This window comes from Phreatobacter sp. GW821-FHT04C01 (assembly GCF_059420385.1).
Window position 1 is genome coordinate 689,175 of record NZ_JBWKTP010000002.1, and the last position, 15,561, is coordinate 704,735.

Consider the following 15,561-nt stretch of genomic DNA (forward strand, 5'->3'; position numbering starts at 1 on the left):
GAGGGTTTGCGCGCGACGGTTCTCGCTTCATTCCCGCTCGCTATTCGCCACTCGCCCGCCTGGTCTCGACCGTGATGCGCCAGTCCCCTGCTTGGCCGTCGATGCTGACCAGGTTCCAGGCGGCGGGTTCGGAGGTGCCGTCGCTGGCGGCCGAGGCGGAGGCGACGCCATGGACCGGGATCGGGCCGTGCGGGCCATCGAGCGTTCGCACCGAACCGACATGGGTGTGGCCATGCAGGATCAGTTCGGCGCCGGTCCGGCCCAGGGCCGCCGCCAGGGCGGCGTAATCGGTCAATTGCTTGTGCCAGCCAATGGCGAAGGGCGGATGGTGAATGAGCAGGACACGCGCCAATCCCTCCTGGCGCAGCGCCTCGAGCGTTTCGGCGAGCGCGGCGATCTGTCGCTCGCCGAGCGTTCCGGTGGCGAGGAAGGGCGGCTTGGGTTGGCCCGAATTGACCCCGATCAGCGCCACGCGGCCGCGCCGGCGAACGAAGGGAAAGGCCTCGGCGAGGCGGGGCGGCGGCGGCTCGTGGTCGCCGGTGAACCAGGGCGCCCACTGAGCGATGACGGCGGCTACGGTGGCGCGGACATAGGCGTCGTGGTTGCCGGGGGTGAGGCTGACACGGTCAGGCGGGCCAAGGCGCCCGAGCAGGATACGGGCCGGGCCGTATTCGGCGGCCAGCCCGAGATTGATCAGGTCTCCGGTCACGGCGACATGGTCGGGCCGGCTTGCGGCGATATCGGCCAGGATCCGCTCGAGCACCGGCATCCGGTGATGCTCCGCCCGGCCGCGCCGCCAGTTGAGATAACCGGTCAGGCGCTTGCCGGCGAGTTCGCGCCAGGTCGGGACGGGCAGGGGGCCGATGTGCAGATCGGACAGATGGGCGAGGCGGAACATGGTTCCGCTGTAGAAGGTTTTTGCGCGCCGTGGCAACGATCAACGGGCGCGTGGTGGCCTGCCTGGTTCGCCCTTGCGCGATCAGGCGGCCGCGACCCATGATCGCGCGCGGCCGGCTCTGCGCCGAACCGGGCGGTCCCGGCCGATCTGGCGCCGCTGACGCCCCTATGACCCGCGGAGCTTCACATGACAGCCTCGAACATGGCGACGCACTACCCCTGTCAGGTCCGGCTTGCCGATCATCCCGAGGACTATCGCCGGCTCGGTATCGCGCCGGTCGAGGTCGCGCCCTTCGAGGACGGACTGCGCATCGCCGATGGGCGGGGGACCTATGAATGGTGGTATTTCGACGCGCACCTGGATGACGGCACCAAGCTGGTGGTGATCTTCTATACGAAGCCGATCACCGAGCCGAAGAGCCTGCTGGCGCCGGTGATCACCATCAATCTCGACCTCGCCGACGGCCGCTCGATCGAGAAAATCCTGCATGCACCGCCGGTTTCGTTCCAGGCCTCGAAGGAGGGCTGCGATATCCGGATCGGCGAGAACCGTTTCGTCGGCGATCTTCATCGCTACCGCATCACGGCCGATATCGAGGACGTCTCGGTCGATATCGAGCTGGTAGGCGAAATCCGGCCCTGGCGGCCGAAGTCCGGCCATCTCTATTTTGGTCCGCCGGCCAAGCAACATCTCTTCGCCTGGCTGCCATCGGTTCCGCAGGGCCGCGCAACGGTGACCTACCGGATCGGGGCGCAGACGCATCGGGCCGAAGGCATCGGCTATCACGACCACAATTGGGGTGATGTGCCGATGACCGACCTGATGCATGACTGGTATTGGGGGCGGGCCAAGGTCGGCCCCTATACGGTCATCGCCGCCTATATCACTGCTTCGGAGGCCTATGGACATGCGGCCCAGACCGTCTTCATGCTGGCCAGGGACGGGGCGGTGATCGCCGATGACGACGGCAAGGTGACGTTCACGACCGACCGGGTGAGCACCGACGCGGTGACCGGCAAGCCCGTCGCCGATCTCACCCGCTACGATTATCGCGACAAGGATGAGCGCTATGTCGTGACGTTCGAGCGCGAGGCGACGATCCTGCAGGCGAAGTTCGTCGACCGACTGCCGCTGCTCAAGCGTTTCGCCGCCAGGCTGATCGGCTTCGATGGCGCCTATCTGCGCTTCACCGGCAAGCTGACGCTCGAGCGGTTCGTGGCCGACGCCCTGGTGGAAACCGTCACGGAAGAAGCGCTGTGGGAGCTGATGTATTTCGGCCGCGCCAGGCCGCCGGTGGCCTGAAGCCGCACCGCTGCCATGGAACGTCCCCGCCGCCGGTCGGCGCGGGATGCAAAAGGGCAGATGCACAAGAAAAGGGCGCCCGCGAGCCGAAGCTCAGCGGACGCCCAACCACAACCTTAGCCAGAGGGGAGGTTGGCTTCAGTCGCGGGAATAGATGCCGAGAGCGGCAGCGGTACGACCGTCCCGGATCTCGATGGCCGGCTGCCAGCGATATCCGGTGCGGCGCGAGAACAGCGTCGAGAACAGGGCGATCAGCATGGGAAACTCCCAAAAGGTTCGGCGTTGCCTGTTATTGCAGCGCAACATGAGCGATAGATAGGCAGCCGGGGCGGGGGCAGTAACCCCCTGTCTCACCTACCAGCCATGCATTTCTGATTAGTGTCCTTCATGGTTGTGCAACATTTCATCGGTTTCGTTGATGGGAAGAGTCGGCCATGATTTTCGCTGATCCCAACAAGCGTTCGCGGCTCGCTCCCCTGCTGCATCTCTATTGGCGGTTCGCGCGCGGCATGACGCTGGGTGTTCGGGCCTGCGTGGTCGACGGGGAAGGCCGGGTCCTGCTGGTCAAGCACAGCTACATGCCGGGCTGGTACTTCCCGGGCGGCGGGGTCGAGGTCGGGCAGACCATGGCCGATGCCCTGGCGACCGAATTGCGCGAGGAGGCCAATGTCGAGCTGACCGGACCGCCCGCGCTGATCGGACTCTACTTCAATTCACGCATCTCGAAGCGCGACCACGTGGCGCTCTACCGGGTCGACGCCTGGCGTCAGCCGGGCCCGCCCGTGCCGAATGCCGAGATCATCGCCCATGGCTTCTTCGGTCTCGACGCGCTTCCGGAGGACACGACGCGCGGCACCCGCGAGCGGCTCGCGGAGATCTTCGAAGGGCGGCCGGCGACGCCGGTCTGGTAGCGGAGCCACCGGTCGAGGCCACCGGCCGGCAACTCCGCAAGATTTGTCAAAATACCCCATGCTAGCGTCCCGCCATGATGAAAACGGGGCGGCCGTGATGCGAGACGATCGGGACTGGACCAGTTATGGCGACCGCCTCGAGCGGGTGACCGCCTATATCTACGATCACCTCGACGACGAGATCGACCTCGACAGGCTCGCCGAGGTCGCCTGCATGTCGGCTCATCACTGGCACCGCATCTATCACGCGGTGCATGGCGAAACGATCGCGGCGACCGTGAAGCGCCTGCGGCTGCACCGCGCGGCCGGCCTGCTCGCCCACACCACGATGCCGATCGCCGCGATCGCCGAGCGGTCCGGCTATCCCAACCTGCAATCGTTCACGCGCATCTTCCGCGCCTCCTACGGTATGCCGCCGGCGCAGTACCGCCGGCATGGCCAGCACAGTTTTTTCCAGAAATCCCCCGACGAGGTTTCAGCCATTTATGACGTCTCGATTGCCGATGTGCCTCCCCTGAAGGCCGTCGCCGTCAACCACACCGGCTCCTACATGGCGATCGGCCAGGCCTATGACCGGCTGTTCGGCTGGCTTGGTCCACGCCAGCTGATCCGGCCGGGAATGCGCATGCTGGGGGTCTATCTCGACGACCCCTCGGTGGTGCCGGAGGACAAGCTGCGGTCACGCGCCTGCGTGGTCGCCGACGGGCCGGTCGCGGTCGAGCCGCCGGTCGAAATGATCGAAATCGCCGGCGGCCCCTATGCCGTGCTGCGCCACAAGGGGCCCTATGCCACCATGAAGGCGGCCTATCAGTGGCTTTATGGCGACTGGCTGGTCAATTCGGGCCGCGAGGCGGCGGACGCCCCCTGTTTCGAGGACTATCTCAACAATCCCCGCGACACGGCGCCGGCCGAGCTCTTGACGGACATCTACCTGCCGCTGCGATAAAGGCGGATCCGGGAGGCGATGATGAAAGCGTTGGCATCCAGCCGGGGCAAATCCGGCAAGCGGAAGTCCTGGGCCGAAAAGGTCGCATCGGCACCGCCGCCGGTGGTCAAGCCGGTGCCGGTCGACATTGCCGGCATGAAGGCGGGGGAAACCATGCTGGTGCCGTCGCCAGCGGTGATCGCCGCCTTCATCGCCAGGATGCCGTTCGGCGCGGGAATGGACGTGAAGACCCTGCGCAGGCAACTGGCCGGCGAATTCCAGGCCGAGGTGACCTGCCCGATCACCACCGGCTTTCACCTGCGCGCGGTGGCGGAGGCGGCCTATGAAGCCTTCCGCGACGGCGCGGCGATCGACACGGTCACGCCGTTCTGGCGGGTGATCGACGAGACCTCGCCGACCGCCGCGAAGCTCGCCTGCGGCGTCGAGTTCATCCGCACGCAACGGCAGCGCGAAGGGCTCTAGGCGCCGGCCGCCCCGCCTCTCGTGGCCGGTCGCCGTCCCTGCCGAGAGACCCTAGTGACGACCTGCGCGCGCCATGCTATGCGCGCTTCATGACATGTTCGAGGTTCAGCTCCGCTGCGCGACGACGACGGCCGGTGTGAATTCCACCGCCCGTACCTTTCCGTTTGTCTTCGCGCCGTCGAGCCCCTAGCTGATGCCCGATCTGTCCCTCGATCTTCATCCCGAAAACCCGGCCGATAGCCCCGCCATCGAACGGCTTCACGAACGCGCCTTCGGGCCCGGCCGTTTCGCCCGCACCGCGTTCCGGCTGCGCGAGGGCGTCGAACCCTTCGCCGATCTCTGTTTCATCGCGCGTGTCGGTACCTTGCTGGTCGGCTCGATCCGTCTGTCGCCTGTCGTCATCGGCCAGGACGTCCAGGCGATCCTGCTCGGTCCGATCACCATCGATCCGGCATTCCAGAGCCGCGGTATCGGCGCCGCGCTGATGAAGCGCTCGCTCGATATCGCCAAGGCCAAGGGGCACCGGCTGGTCATCCTGGTCGGCGATGCGCCCTATTACAACCGCTTCGGTTTCAACGTCGTGCCGCATGGCCGGCTGACGCTGCCGGGGCCGGTCGATCCGGCGCGCCTGCTGGTCGCCGAGCTTGTCGACGGCGCCTTTGACGGCGTCAACGGGCCGGTGAAGGGCGCCAGGACCAACTGACGCGGGCGGGCCGGTCCGGCCGTTTGACCCGATGGCCTCGGCGTCGGATGATCCCGGCAGCCCGGTCAGCTCAAGGAGAGAGGCCCATGGCCCATGTCGCCCGCGTGCCTCTGGTCGTCGCGACGCTCGCCATCCCAATGCTGGCGTGGGCCGCGCCGGCCGTCGCGCAGTCCGATCGCTGCCGGGTGATGGATCCGACCGGCACACCGCTCAATATCCGCGACGCGCCGAATGGCGCGCTGCTCGGCACCGTGCGCAACGGCGTGCTGGTGACCAGCATCAGGACGGGCGAAGACGAGCGCGGCCGGGCTTGGGTCTATATTGCCGATCGCGCCAGCGGCAAGCCGATGGGCTGGGTCATCCGCGAGTTCATTGCCTGTTTCTGAGCCGGCAGGGGCTGGCCCTGGCGCGTCAGCGGCCCTCGCGCGCCCAGACCGCGGTCAGCGCGCCGAGCAGCAGGATCAGGCCGAGGACACCGGCGAAAGCCGGCAGGATGCCGATGCCGCGCACCACCGAGGCGTCGCGCTGGCGAATGCCCATCCAGTCGTCGCCGCGCATGGCACTGGCCGAACGGGTCGGAACGATGCGCGGCACGGTGAGATTGCCGTCCTCGGAGATGCGCCAGAGGCCGCCGCCGGTGGCCCGCACCAGCGGTTCGAGCACGCGCAGGGTCGAGGTGACATCGGTGAATTCACGCGGGTTCGGCGGTCCGACATTGACCAGGCGGGTCAATGGTCCGGCCTGGGCACGCCAGAGACCGAGTTCGGTGACGTCGACCTGGCCGCGCCAGAGCCCGGGCTCGGCATTCTGCATCGCGACCACCTGGGAACTGCCCGAGGGCGTCGTCAGCGTCACCTCGGCCGGCGTCTCCGCCATGGTCTGCAATTCGACGGCGAGCTGGCGGCCGCGCACAGCGAGCCTGAGGCTTTCCTCTTCCAGCTCGGGTTCCTTCATCAGCCAGTGCGACAGGCGGCGCAGCAGCTCGAGATGCGGCCCACCCCCTTCGTAGCCGCGGGCCCACAGCCAGATATGGTCGGAGAGCAGCAGCGCGACGCGACCTTCGCCCTGGCGCTGCAGCACCAGCACGGGGCGGTTGTCCGGCCCATCCATGACGGTGGCCGCACCCGCGCTCGGCTCGCGGCTCTCGATCAGCCGGAACCAGCGGCTCCATTGCGGCACACCCTCGAGGGCCGAGCCGGGCAGGGCCCTGGTCACCGGATGGCGGCGGCCGAGATCGGAGACGCGGGCATGATAAGGACGCTCCATCACGTCGCCGGTCGGCGCAGCCGGCAGAATGGTCTCCAGCGGGGTGTCGTTGATCGAAGCGGAGGTCGCGTGTTCCGGGCCGGCCGCGACCAGCAGGGCGCCGCCATTGCGGACGTAGCGGGCGATGTTCTCGAAATAGATCAGCGGCAGCACGCCCTGCTGGGCGTAGCGGTCGAAGATGATCAGGTCGAATTCGCGAATCTTGATCTGAAACAGCTCACGCGTCGGAAAGGCGATCAGCGACAATTCGTTGATCGGCGTGCCGTCCTGCTTTTCCGGTGGGCGCAAAATGGTGAAATGGACGAGGTCGACGCCGGCATCGGACTTCAGCAGGTTGCGCCAGGTGCGCTCGCCGGCATGCGGCTCGCCCGAGACCAGCAGCACGCGGAGCTTTTCGCGGATGCCCTCGATGATCACGACGGCGCGGTTGTTGATGGTGGTCAGCTCGCCGTCCAGGCCGTCGACCTCGACCTCGACGATATTGGCGCCGGCATGGGTTACCGGCACCTGGATCATGGTGGTCGCGCCGGTCGTCACGGTGCGGCGCTCGACCAGCTCGCCGTCGCGCTTGACGGTGACGGCCGCCTGGGCGACGCGGCCGCCGGTGCCGTTGTCCTCGATGCGGAAGCCGATGGTCTGAGCCTGGCCGACAATGCCGAAACGCGGCGTCTGGGTCAGCACCACCCGGCGGTCGCGGTCGGTCGAGCGGCCGGTGATCAGGGCATGGACGGGGGCTTGGAAGCCGATCGCCGCGGCCTGGGCCGGGACATCGTGAACCTGGCCGTCGGTGACCAGGATGGCGCCGCCGATGCGTTCGGCGGGAACGTCGGAGAGCAGGCCGCGCAGCGCCTCGAACAGATGGGTGCCGTCGGTCTGGCCGTCGGAGGCGCCGGCGTCGACATAACGCACCTCGAAGCCGGTGGAGCGGCCGAAATTGCGCTCGATTGCCGCCTTGGCCTCGTCGGTGATGCGCGTGCGATCGGCCAGCGACTGGCTGGCCGAACGGTCGAGCACCACGGCGACGATGGTCTTCAGGGGATCGCGGTCCTCCTGGGTGAAGACGGGATTGCCGAGCGCCAGCAGGGCGAGCGCCATGGCGCCGATGCGCCACCAGGCGCCACGGGTGCGCGAGACGAGCAGCAGGACGGCGAGCAGCAGCACGGCCATGGCGGCAACCGCCAGGGCGGGGAGCGGCAGGAGCGGCGACCAGACGATCCCGAAGGCCATGGTTCAGTTCCCCAGCCGTTCGAGCAAAGCCGGCACGTGGACCTGGTCGGTCTTGTAATTGCCGGTCAGCGCATACATCACGAGATTGACGCCGAACCGGTAGGCCAGCTCGCGCTGGCGCGCCTCGCCCTGCACCGGCAGCAGCGGATTGCCCTGGCGGTCGATCGCCCAGGCGGCGGCGAGATCGTTCGACGTGATGATGATCGGCGAGACTGAGTCGGAGGCGCGCGCCGGCCGGGCGGCCTCGTCGTCGCTGGCCGGCGGGATGGCCTCGACCCAGGTCTGCCCTTCCGAGTGGCGGCCGGGGAATTCACGCAGGATGAAGAAGGCGCGCGCCAGCACATGGTCGCGCGGCACCGGCTCGAGTTCGGGAATGTCGAGGCCGGCGAGGATGCGCCGCAGCGTCGCCTGGGCCGGGCTGGCCTGGCCGGGGCGCAAGGTCAGGGCATCGCGGGTGTCGAAGATCACCATGCCGCCCTGTTTCATATAGGCGTCGAGCTTCAGCAGCGCCTGCGGCGTCGGCTCGTCGGCGCCGGCCACGATCGGCCAGTAGAGCAGCGGAAAAAAAGCGATCTCGTCGCGGCCGATATCGACGGCTTGCGGCGTTGCCGGCTCGAGCGCGGTGCGCGCCGACAGGAAGCGCGTCAGGCCTTCCATGCCGGCGCGGCTGATGTCGTCGACCTCGCGCGAGCCGGTGACGATATAGGCGAGGCGGGTCGCCTGGGTGGCACGCACCGCGGCGTCATCGGCGGCATTGCCGGTGGAGATCGGCGGGCGGTCCTGGGCCCGGCGGGTCTGGGCGTCGGCCGGGCCGCCGAACGGCAGCAGGGGCAAGGCGGCGAGCGCCAGGATGACCGCGGCCGTCCGCGTGGCGCGGCCGCCGGTCAACCGGGCGAGGCCGCCGGCAATGATGAAGACGGCCAGGCCATCGGCCAGGAGCAGGATGAGTGCTGCGATCACGAGCGGGGATCTCAGGTCCACGGGTTCTCCAACCCGATAGCGTTCGATCGCGGCGCCGAGAGGGCTGAGATCGAGCGGTTTCAGGCGTTCGTCGGCAGCGAGCGCATTGACCGCGACGGTGGCGTCGGGCGGGCCGTAGAAACCCGGCGGATAATCTGATGTCGCCGGCTCGCGCCAGTCGGCCGGGATCGGCTTGGCGGTCGCCGGCGGCCGGATGAAGGCGCCGTATCCATCCAGGACCCGGCTCGGCGCGACGCGCTCGCTGGCGCGCGCCTGGCCGGGCAGGCCGGCAAGGCCTTCGGCCGCGGGCCGGCCGGCCGCCGACAGGCCGGCAATGCGCTTCAGCATCTCGACGAAAGCGCCCGACAGCGGCAGGTCGGACCAGGCGGTATCGGCGGTGATGTGGAACAGCACGAGCAGGCCGCGGCCGCGCTTCTCCGCGGTCACCAGCGGTGTGCCGTCCAGCAGCTGGGCCCAGGTCTTGTCGGCGAGCAGGCCGTCGGGTTCGGCCAGAACCTGGCGGCGGACCCGCACGTCGGCCGGCACGGTGATGTCGGCGAAGGGGCTGTCGCGGGTGAAGGCGGCGAGCGCCTGCGGCGTTTCCCAGGACAGGGCACCGCCGAGCTGGCGGCCGCCGCGCCGCAGCTTGACCGGCACCAGGTCGTCGTTCTGCGCGCCGGCCAGCCTGGTGCCGGCGAAGCGCAGCAGGATGCCGCCATTGTCGATGAAGCGATTGAGCGCGTCGCGCGCTTCCGCGGTCACCGTGCCGACATCGGTCAGCACGATCATCGGCACGCGGCCTTCGACGAAGCGGATGGCGACCTCCGAGGGCGAAGCGCCCTCGACGGTGCGGATATCGGCGAAGGGCTCGAGCGCCCGGCCGAGATAATAGGTCGGCGACAGCAGCGGCTGGGCGGTGTCGGCGGTGGCGCCCGAAATGACGCCGATGGTGCGGCGCTGCCAGCGGGCGTCGACCAGTTGCACGGCACCGGCCGAGCGCTCGCCAATGATGTCGAGGCGGGTGATGTCGTTGCGGATTTCCACCGGCAGGTCGAAGCGCACTTCGGCCTCGGTCTTGCCGGGCTCGAAGGCATAGGTGCTCTCGCCGATCGGCAGGCCGCGCGTGTCGAGGGCGCGGACCCGGCCGACCTGGGCCGGGCCGGGATCGGCGCGGATGACCTGGGCATTGAAGCCGCCACTGGTATTGGTGGCCCCCGTGAGCGCCAGCACCGGCGGCGTGCCGCCGTCGTAAACGGTCAGCACATGGTTGCCGACGGCTTCCTTGAGCTGGGTCAGGAAGGCCTGCGAGCGGCCGGTGTCGATGCCGTCGGTCAGCCAGATGATCTCGGCCTGCGGCTGGGCGGCGAGGAAGCGGCCGAGCGCCGGCAGGACGCCGGTGCGGTCGGGCGTATGCGGCGAGGGTTCGAGCGAGCGCAGCCGCTCGCGCACCGAGGACGGCGTCTCGATGCCGATCACGATGGCCGGCCGGGCGGTGGTGGCGAAGGCCACCGGCCGGCTGGCGCTTTCGGCGGAAGCAATGATCTGGTTGGCGACGCGCAGGCGCTGCTCGAAGGCGGCGGCGGACGGCCAGCCGTCGTCGATCAGCAGCAGGACCGGCCCGCGCGCGCCGCTGGTGGTGGCCGGCGGGTTCCATAGCGGTCCGGCCATGGCCAGGATGATGAGTGCGGCGAGCAGCAGCCTGAGCGCGGTCAGCCACCAGGGGCTGCGCGACGGCGTCTCTTCCTTCGGCGCGATGTCGATGAGGATCCGGGTCGGCGGGAATTGCACCCGGCGCGGCCTGGGCGGCACCAGGCGCAGCAGCCACCAGAGCGCCGGCAGGGCGGCCAGCGCGAACAGCACCAGGGGGGAGGCGAAGGCGAGCGGCAGGCCCAGCATCATCGCCTCGCAGTCTCGCGCGCGAAATCGCGCGATCCCGGGCCCATGCGCTGGTGCAGCGCCAGGATGGCGCCGGCGGGCGGCTGGTCGGTGCGGTGCAGGCCGAAGCTCCAGCCGCGCCGGTCGCATTCGCCGCGCAGGGCCGCCCGATGCGCGGCGAGCCGCGCGACATAGTCGTCGCGCCAGGTTTCGGCGCGGCCGGCGGTGATGGTCAGGCCGTCCTCCAGCTCCTCGAACTCGACCCGCCCGCGATAGGGAAAGGTCTCCTCGATCGGATCGTTGATCTCAAGGACATGGCCGCGCGAGCCGCCGACCGCCAGGCTTTTCACCTCGTCGGCGAAGGTCTCGACCGGCACCAGGCAGTCGGACAGGATCACCACTTCGGAAAGCCGTGAGACCGGTGCCTTGGGCGGCAGGTCGGACGGCCTGCCGGTGGCATCGGCCAGAATGGCATCGGCCATGCGCTCGATGATGGCGCGGCTGGCGCTCGGGCGCATCAGGCCGGGAATGCCGACCCGCTCGCCGCCGCGCACCATGATCTCGGCGAGCGCGAAAGCCAGCACCAGGCCACGGTCACGCTTGCTCTGCCGGGCGAGGGGCGAGACGAACTGCATGGAGGCCGAGCGGTCCGGCCAGATCCAGATCGTGTGGGCGGCTTCCCACTCGCGCTCGCGCACATAAAGATGCTGGTCGCGGGCGGAGCGGCGCCAGTCGACCCGGTTGGCCGGCTCGCCGTCGCTGAAGCGGCGGAACTGCCAGAAATTCTCGCCGGTGCCGGCGCGGCGCCGGCCGTGCAGCCCGTGCGCCACGGTCATGGCGACACGGCGCGCCTCGAGCACCAGGCGTGGCAGGCTGGCGGCCAGGATTGCGCCGTCGCGCGGAAGCTGGCGGCCCTGGTCGTCGGTGTTGCGGTTCTGGCGCAGCGTCTCGGCGAGGCCGAACATCGGCGCGGTTACCGGATCGGCTTGACCAGCGAGGCGATGGTGGCCTCCACGGTCAGGCCATCGGCGCGCGCGCCGTAAGACAATGCCATGCGATGTTTCAGGACCGGCTCGGCCAGAGCCACCACGTCATCGACCGAGGGCGCGAGCCGGCCGTCGAGCAGGGCGCGGGCACGGACCGCCAGCATCAGCGCCTGGGAGGCGCGTGGGCCGGGGCCCCAGGCGATGGCATTGGCGAGTTCGCCCTTGGCGGCGTCCGGGCGGGCCGAGCGGACCAGGGTGAGGATGGCGTCGACCACGGTTTCGCCGACCGGCAGGCGGCGCACGAGCCGCTGGGCCGCCTGCAGATCATCGCCGGACAGCGCCTGCCTCGGCCTGGTTTCTTCGGCGCCGGTGGTGTCGAACAGGATCTTCCGCTCGGCCTCCAGGTCGGGATAGTCGACGTCGACCTGCATCAGGAAGCGGTCGAGCTGGGCTTCGGGGAGCGGATAGGTGCCTTCCTGCTCCAGCGGGTTCTGGGTGGCCAGGACGTGGAAGGGCTTCGGCAGGTCGTGGCGTTCGCCGGCGACCGTCACGTGATATTCCTGCATGGCCTGCAGCAGGGCCGACTGGGTGCGCGGCGAGGCGCGGTTGATCTCGTCGGCCATCAGCAACTGGGCGAAGACCGGGCCCTTGATGAAGCGGAAGGCGCGCTTGCCCGACGCCGATTCCTCGAGCACCTCCGATCCCAGGATGTCCGAGGGCATCAGGTCCGGCGTGAACTGGACGCGCCGGGCATCGAGGCCGAGCACCACGCCCATGGTCTCGACCAGCTTGGTCTTGGCGAGACCGGGCAGGCCGACCAGCAGCGCGTGGCCGCCCGACAGCACGGTGATCAGGGCCTGGTCGATCACCGACTGCTGGCCGAAGATCACGGTCGAGATATTGGAACGGGCGAGACGCACCTGGGCGACGGTGGTCTCGGCGGCGCGAATGATCGCGTCTTCCATGCGTTCGGCGGTCTCGGCGGTCATGACGGCTCCCTTCGAGGCGCGGCTATCCTTCGCAGTGCATCATGTAGCATGCGTTGCGATCACGATAGCCGAGTCTTACGTTCGGTTCAGGCTCCGGCCAATCGTCCGGGGCGAAATGATCCGGGATTTCACTCAAACGTGAGGCTCATCGCGTGACCAGCGCAGCTCCGCCGCCAGGCGGCCTGGAAACCATCGCGTCGCAGGTCAAGGCCGTCAAAGGCCCGCCACCGGTGCATTTGTGGAACCCGCCCTTCTGCGGCGACCTGGACATGCGCATCGCGTCCGACGGCACATGGTTCTATATGAAGACCCCCATCGGCCGGCCGGCGCTGGTGCAGCTCTTCTCGTCCGTGCTGAAGCGCGAGGAGGGCCGGTATTACCTGGTGACGCCGGTGGAGAAGGTCGGCATCACCGTCGATGACGCGCCCTTCGCCGCGGTCGAAATGCGGGTTTCGGGCCTGGGCGAGGCGCGCCGGATCGCGTTCCGCACCCAGACCGAGGAATGGCTGGAGGTCGGTCCGGACCATGCCCTGCGGTTCGAGAAGGAAGCCGGCACCGACGGGCTGAAGCCCTATGTGCATGTTCGCCGCGATCTCTGGGCGAGGGTGTCGCGGGCGCTGTTCCATGATCTCGCCAGTCTCGGCGAGATCCGGCAGGGCGGGGAAACCGCCTGGTTCGGCCTCTATGCCGCCGGCACCTTCTACCCCATGGTGCCGGCCGCCGAGATCGAGGGCCTGATGTGATTCCCGTTTCGCCAGACCAGTTTACCGCCGCGGTGACCGGGCGCCTGACGCTCGACGTGCCGTCTTTCGTCCACGATCCCTTCGCGGCGGCGGCCGAGCGCGGCACGGATCCCGGCGATCCCACCATCAACGAAGGACCGCCGGCCCGGCCGGCGGCGGTGCTGATCCCGGTCGTCGCGCGGCCCGAGGCCACGGTGCTGCTGACCCAGCGCTCCTCGGACCTGTCAAATCACTCCGGCCAGATCGCCTTTCCCGGCGGCAAGATCGATCCTGGCGACGCGAGCCCGCTGGCGGCGGCGCTGCGCGAGGCGGAAGAGGAAATCGGCCTCGACCGCCGCCACGTGCACCCGCTCGGCTATCTCGCGCCGTTCCTGTCGCGCACCGGCTATCTGATCACGCCGGTGGTCGGCCTGGTCGAGCCGGGTTTCGACCTGACGCTCAACCCGGCCGAGGTCACCGATGCCTTCGAGGTGCCGCTGGCCTTCCTGATGGATCCCAGCAACCATCAGCGCCAATCGCGCGAATTGAACGGCCAGCGGCGCTATTTCTACGCGATGCCCTATGGCGAGCGGTATATCTGGGGCATCACGGCGGGGATCCTGCGCAATCTCTGGGAACGGCTGTCCGATCCGATCGCGGCGGCGAGCGAGCGAGCCTGATGCGCATCCTGATCGACCTCGCGCTCTTTGCCTTGCCCTTCCTGCTCTATGTCGGCTGGCTGCAGGTCAAGGAGCAGAATCCCTGGCTGAAGGAGCATTGGGACAAGCAACCGGCGGTCTGGGTCGGGCTTGCCGGCGTCGTTCTGGCGGGCGGCTATCTGCTCTATCTCGTGTCGATCCAGAGCCGGGACCCGACCGCGGTCTATGTACCGGCGCGCGTGGAAAACGGAGTTTTCTACCCCGCGCATCTGGATCCGCGTCCGTCGGGAGCACGACAATGAAGGACCGGGGCATTGCGCTGCCGGACTGGTTCAACCAGGGCCCGGCGGCGCGCCTGCTCGCCGTGCTGAACGCCGGGGCCGAGGAGGCTCGGCCGGTCGGCGGCGCCGTGCGCAACGCGCTGATCGGGCTGCCGCCCGGCGATGTCGACATCGCGACGACGGCATTGCCCGACGCGGTGGTGCGGGCGGTCAAGGTCGCCGGTTTCAAGTCCGTGCCCACCGGCATAGCCCATGGCACGGTGACCGTGGTGGTCGAGGGCAGGGGCTTCGAGGTCACCACGCTGCGCGAGGATGTCGAGACCGACGGGCGCCGCGCGGTGGTCCGCTTCGGCCGCGACTGGAAGGCGGATGCCAGCCGGCGCGACTTCACGGTCAACGCCATGAGCCTGACGCCGGACGGCATTTTGCATGACTATTTCGGCGGGGCGGCGGATCTCGCGGCCGGACGCATCCGGTTCATCGGCGATCCCGTCAGGCGCATTCGCGAGGACCGGCTGAGGATCCTGCGCTTCTTCCGCTTCCACGCGAGTTTCGCGCGTGGCGAGCCGGACACCGCGGCGCTCGAAGCCTGTATCGCGGAGCGCGCGGGGCTCGCCGAATTGTCGCGCGAGCGTCTGCGCATGGAGATGATGAAGCTGGTGGTCGCCGCACGGGCGGGCGAGACGTTGCAGGTGATGGCCGATGCCGGCCTGCTCGGCTCGCTCCTCGGCGGCGTGCCATTCTGTCGCGACCTCGCTCGTTTGGCCGATATCGAGCGGCGTCTGGGCCTCGAAACGGAGGCGCCGCGGCGGCTCGGCGCGCTCGCTGTCCTGATCCGCGAGGACGCGGACAGGTTGCGCGAGCGCCTGGCACTCTCCAATGAGGAGTATCGTCGCCTCGACGGCATCGGCCATGGCTGGCACGGGCTCGACCCGGCGACGGGAGAGCTTGCGGCAAAGGCTGCATTGTTCGCGGCGGGGCCGCGCGGCTACCGGGACCGCGTGCTGGTGGCCTTCGCCCGTTCCGGCGCCGCGCCCGACGACGCCGGCTGGCTGGCGCTGGCGGGATTGGCCGAGCGCTGGAAGGCGCCGGCCTTCCCGATCTCGGGAAATGACCTCGTGGCCCGCGGCATTCCGGCGGGACCGGAGCTGGGGTCGGCGCTTGCCCGGCTCAGGCAAGCCTGGATCGCCGCGGATTTTCCAACCTCGAACGGCGCGATCGCGAGCCTTATTACGCAACTGACTACTGGGCGTTGAAAATAAAAATCTATTGCGCGCTGAGGGCGGTGTCCGAGAAAGCCCTCCAGTGCTCGAGCCAATTAATTGATGCGCAAGGTTTTTTTGCTTGATTACGCTTGGTGGTTCTCGTGCGGGA

Annotated in this window: 15 protein-coding genes; 10 read left to right on the top strand and 5 right to left on the bottom strand. The window is 68.8% G+C overall.

Annotated features, from left to right (window positions below; translation table 11 throughout):
- Nucleotides 1-40: 40 nt before the first annotated feature.
- A complete protein-coding gene (locus AC07WJ_RS10330; protein WP_494934475.1) occupies nucleotides 41-898 on the bottom strand; it encodes a metallophosphoesterase family protein in 858 nt (285 codons plus the stop codon).
- Nucleotides 899-1,084: 186 nt separating this feature from the next.
- Here AC07WJ_RS10330 and AC07WJ_RS10335 point away from each other — a divergent pair, with 186 nt between their 5' ends.
- The 6 genes from AC07WJ_RS10335 to AC07WJ_RS10360 all read left to right on the top strand — a co-directional run bounded on the left by AC07WJ_RS10335 (nucleotide 1,085) and on the right by AC07WJ_RS10360 (nucleotide 5,608).
- Nucleotides 1,085-2,200 (top strand): hypothetical protein, encoded by a 1,116-nt coding sequence (locus AC07WJ_RS10335; protein ID WP_494934476.1) that lies wholly within the window; start codon nucleotides 1,085-1,087, stop codon nucleotides 2,198-2,200.
- A gap of 434 nt (nucleotides 2,201-2,634) precedes the next feature.
- The gene (locus tag AC07WJ_RS10340; protein ID WP_494934477.1) at nucleotides 2,635-3,111 is read left to right on the top strand and encodes an NUDIX domain-containing protein; all 477 of its coding nucleotides are present in this window, start codon (nucleotides 2,635-2,637) and stop codon (nucleotides 3,109-3,111) included.
- Between the two features lie 97 nt (nucleotides 3,112-3,208).
- A complete protein-coding gene (locus tag AC07WJ_RS10345) occupies nucleotides 3,209-4,057 on the top strand; it encodes an AraC family transcriptional regulator (protein ID WP_494934478.1) in 849 nt (282 codons plus the stop codon).
- Nucleotides 4,058-4,078: 21 nt separating this feature from the next.
- Nucleotides 4,079-4,519, top strand: a complete 441-nt coding sequence (locus tag AC07WJ_RS10350; RefSeq protein ID WP_494934479.1) for a hypothetical protein — start codon at nucleotides 4,079-4,081, stop codon at nucleotides 4,517-4,519.
- A gap of 193 nt (nucleotides 4,520-4,712) precedes the next feature.
- Entirely contained in the window at nucleotides 4,713-5,222 is a 510-nt protein-coding gene (locus tag AC07WJ_RS10355; protein ID WP_494934480.1) for a GNAT family N-acetyltransferase, read from the top strand.
- 86 nt (nucleotides 5,223-5,308) lie between these two features.
- Nucleotides 5,309-5,608, top strand: a complete 300-nt coding sequence (locus AC07WJ_RS10360; protein WP_494934481.1) for a peptide-binding protein — start codon at nucleotides 5,309-5,311, stop codon at nucleotides 5,606-5,608.
- Nucleotides 5,609-5,633: 25 nt separating this feature from the next.
- Here the strand turns inward: AC07WJ_RS10360 and AC07WJ_RS10365 are convergent, their stop codons facing one another.
- From AC07WJ_RS10365 to AC07WJ_RS10380, 4 genes are read right to left on the bottom strand one after another with little or no spacing between them, the layout of a single operon-like run.
- Nucleotides 5,634-7,715 carry a hypothetical protein gene (locus tag AC07WJ_RS10365; RefSeq protein WP_494934482.1) on the bottom strand — a complete coding sequence of 694 codons (2,082 nt, stop codon included), beginning with the start codon at nucleotides 7,713-7,715 and terminating at the stop codon, nucleotides 5,634-5,636.
- 3 nt (nucleotides 7,716-7,718) lie between these two features.
- Entirely contained in the window at nucleotides 7,719-10,571 is a 2,853-nt protein-coding gene (locus AC07WJ_RS10370) for a DUF4159 domain-containing protein (RefSeq protein WP_494934765.1), read from the bottom strand.
- The gene (locus AC07WJ_RS10375; RefSeq protein WP_494934483.1) at nucleotides 10,571-11,515 is read right to left on the bottom strand and encodes a DUF58 domain-containing protein; all 945 of its coding nucleotides are present in this window, start codon (nucleotides 11,513-11,515) and stop codon (nucleotides 10,571-10,573) included. The genes AC07WJ_RS10370 and AC07WJ_RS10375 overlap by 1 nt, the downstream gene beginning before the upstream one ends.
- Before the next feature lie 8 nt (nucleotides 11,516-11,523).
- Nucleotides 11,524-12,525 carry an AAA family ATPase gene (locus tag AC07WJ_RS10380; protein ID WP_494934484.1) on the bottom strand — a complete coding sequence of 334 codons (1,002 nt, stop codon included), beginning with the start codon at nucleotides 12,523-12,525 and terminating at the stop codon, nucleotides 11,524-11,526.
- Between the two features lie 152 nt (nucleotides 12,526-12,677).
- Between AC07WJ_RS10380 and AC07WJ_RS10385 the strand changes: the two genes are divergently transcribed.
- Genes AC07WJ_RS10385 through AC07WJ_RS10400 form a run of 4 tightly spaced genes read left to right on the top strand, consistent with a single transcriptional unit; the run spans nucleotide 12,678 to nucleotide 15,443 of the window.
- Nucleotides 12,678-13,268, top strand: coding sequence for a DUF1285 domain-containing protein (locus tag AC07WJ_RS10385; RefSeq protein WP_494934485.1), 591 nt, complete (start codon nucleotides 12,678-12,680; stop codon nucleotides 13,266-13,268).
- Nucleotides 13,265-13,927: a CoA pyrophosphatase gene (locus AC07WJ_RS10390; RefSeq protein ID WP_494934486.1), complete on the top strand. Its 663-nt coding sequence runs from the start codon at nucleotides 13,265-13,267 to the stop codon at nucleotides 13,925-13,927. Before AC07WJ_RS10385 ends, AC07WJ_RS10390 begins: the two co-directional genes overlap by 4 nt.
- Nucleotides 13,927-14,208, top strand: a complete 282-nt coding sequence (locus AC07WJ_RS10395) for a DUF6111 family protein (protein ID WP_494934487.1) — start codon at nucleotides 13,927-13,929, stop codon at nucleotides 14,206-14,208. Before AC07WJ_RS10390 ends, AC07WJ_RS10395 begins: the two co-directional genes overlap by 1 nt.
- On the top strand, nucleotides 14,205-15,443 hold the full coding sequence (locus tag AC07WJ_RS10400; protein ID WP_494934488.1) for a CCA tRNA nucleotidyltransferase: 1,239 nt from the start codon (nucleotides 14,205-14,207) through the stop codon (nucleotides 15,441-15,443). The genes AC07WJ_RS10395 and AC07WJ_RS10400 overlap by 4 nt, the downstream gene beginning before the upstream one ends.
- Nucleotides 15,444-15,561 lie beyond the last annotated feature (118 nt).